Genomic DNA, 2,044 nt, shown 5'->3' on the forward strand with positions numbered 1-2,044 from the left:
CTGAGGTCAAGCTGAGTGAGATTGGCTAAGTTGCTGATCGCATCTGGTATCTGCGTAATTTGGTTGGAACTGAGGTCAAGCTGAGTGAGATTGGCTAAGTTGACGATCGCATCGGGAATTTCTTTGATTTGGTTGTATGGAATATGCAGTTCTTTGAGATTGGTTAATTGAAAAATCTCTTGGGGAATAGCAGTTAAACGATTTCGTTTGATCTCTCCTTCCTTATAGTCAATCTTCCCTAAAATCAACTTTTCCAGACTTTGCAACCGTCCAATTTCGCTCGGCAATCCTTCCAGATCGTTCCCCGACAGATCGAGTTCCGTCCAGCCCTCACGTTCTGCTTGTGCGATTATTGCCAATAACTCTGCATCTGTCATAAGTTCAAGGAAAAAGTAGAAAGGAAAAAGGAAAAAATTAGAAAGTGATGATTTCTAAGCCGCGATTTTTAACTAGATGTAACAACTTTAGCGCAGTTCCACTTGGTCGCTTCTGCCCGATCTCCCACTTCTGCACCGTTGACACACTCGTATTTAGCAAAGAAGCAAACACCGCCTGACTCACTCGACAAGCTTCTCGAATTTGCCTGATTTGCTCAGGTTGTAACGGTTCCACTGGAGGCAAACATAAGCGATCGAACTCGCGTAAAGTCACTTGATCCATCACGCCAGACTGATGTAGCCCCTTAGCAGTTTCATGTACTGCTTCAAGAATTGCTGATTTCTTCATTACAAAGTACCTCTATTAATTCATCATTACGCTGAGCCATAGCTAAATCTTCTACCGATAAGGCAAGAAGATGATTAGACAATTTCTTCAAAGCTTCCTCTTCCTGTTTATTAATATTGCCGCGATCGCTCTTAGCAAAACCAAATACAAAAATCCAGCGATCGCCTCTATTTGTAGCAACTAATGTCCGAAAACCTCCACTTTTACCCTGTCCAATTCTTGCAACTCGTTTTTTGACTAATCCACCACCCAGATCTGCCTCATATAGCCCTTCCATCATTTCTCGCACAGCTAAACATAGACTAAGATTATTTAGTCCTTGCTTCCGCGCCCAACGATCAAACCAACGAGTTTTATGGATACTCATGATTTTACTATAGCACTTAGTGCTATATATTTAGTAATCATCTAATTTCGCTAGGCAATCCTTCCAGATCGTTCCCCGACAGATCGAGTTCTGTCCAGCCCTCACGTTCAGCTTGTGCGATTATTGCCAATAACTCTGCATCTGTCATAAATTCAAGGAAAAAGTAGAAAGTAAAAAGGAAAAAATTAATTAGCGGTGATGGATTGCCTGTTGTCTTGTGCGAACTTAATACACCTCATCATGGGAACCAACATTTAACAAAACAATCTCTTCTTCATTCGTTTGTTCATTCTTCTCAATAGAGAAAATAATCTGACAATCATATCCACAAGAACAAGCCCGTAAACCATCATACTCACCCTTCAGCCGATGCGACATCAAACTAGGCGCAAACACATCTTCCGTCATTTGCAACAAAGTCCTCTCCACCTGTCTCTGTAAGCCCACATTACGCTGCACAAATTTTTTCAGCGACCTCTTAATTTTAGAAGTCAAAATCAGCTTTCTCATGCATCCTCAGAACTATCCAAATAACTACGCAGATCGGCGATCGCTTCCTCCGCTGTCTGAGCCTTTAAAACACCAGCACGATACTCAATCAAGCCCTCACGACATTCTTCTAGAATCTGCCGCCTTCTCACCTCAGCATTGCGTTTTTTAAGAATATCAATTAACATTTCCTGCTGATCGATTGACAACTGACTAACCGCATCAAGCGCACTTTCAAACGTAATCATAATTCACCCTAAACGAGCAGATTCATAATATTTTACAAGGTTTTTAGGCAAGCGATCGAACCCAATCCCGCAGAACTTTTCTCATATAGCTATAGCCAGCTAGGTTAGGACGTGGCAAGAGCAAGAACGGAGTCAATAGCATCATGAAGATTAGCCGAATCGCGTAAGAGTTTACGAATGCGAGATTTGAGCCAAGCCCAACATTTTTCAATGC

At 41.9% G+C, this 2,044-nt stretch carries 5 protein-coding genes; all 5 read right to left on the reverse strand.

Translation table 11 applies throughout. The annotated features are described in order from the left end of the window. Window positions 1-377, reverse strand: a 377-nt coding sequence (locus tag B9G53_RS11605) for a leucine-rich repeat domain-containing protein (RefSeq protein WP_176453185.1), incomplete at its 3' end; no start/stop codon positions are given. Between the two features lie 37 nt (window positions 378-414). After that, on the reverse strand, window positions 415-726 hold the full coding sequence (locus B9G53_RS11610; protein WP_094532340.1) for a DNA-binding transcriptional regulator: 312 nt from the start codon (window positions 724-726) through the stop codon (window positions 415-417). After that, the gene (locus B9G53_RS11615; protein WP_094532342.1) at window positions 704-1,093 is read right to left on the reverse strand and encodes a type II toxin-antitoxin system RelE/ParE family toxin; all 390 of its coding nucleotides are present in this window, start codon (window positions 1,091-1,093) and stop codon (window positions 704-706) included. Before B9G53_RS11615 ends, B9G53_RS11610 begins: the two co-directional genes overlap by 23 nt. 225 nt (window positions 1,094-1,318) lie before the next feature. Then, window positions 1,319-1,603 carry a type II toxin-antitoxin system YafQ family toxin gene (locus B9G53_RS11620; protein ID WP_094532344.1) on the reverse strand — a complete coding sequence of 95 codons (285 nt, stop codon included), beginning with the start codon at window positions 1,601-1,603 and terminating at the stop codon, window positions 1,319-1,321. Next, complete coding sequence (locus tag B9G53_RS11625; protein ID WP_094532346.1) at window positions 1,600-1,830, reverse strand: hypothetical protein; 231 nt, start codon at window positions 1,828-1,830, stop codon at window positions 1,600-1,602. The genes B9G53_RS11620 and B9G53_RS11625 overlap by 4 nt, the downstream gene beginning before the upstream one ends. Window positions 1,831-2,044: the final 214 nt, after the last annotated feature.

It is taken from the genome of Pseudanabaena sp. SR411, assembly GCF_002251945.1.
In the GTDB taxonomy this organism is placed as follows: domain Bacteria; phylum Cyanobacteriota; class Cyanobacteriia; order Pseudanabaenales; family Pseudanabaenaceae; genus Pseudanabaena.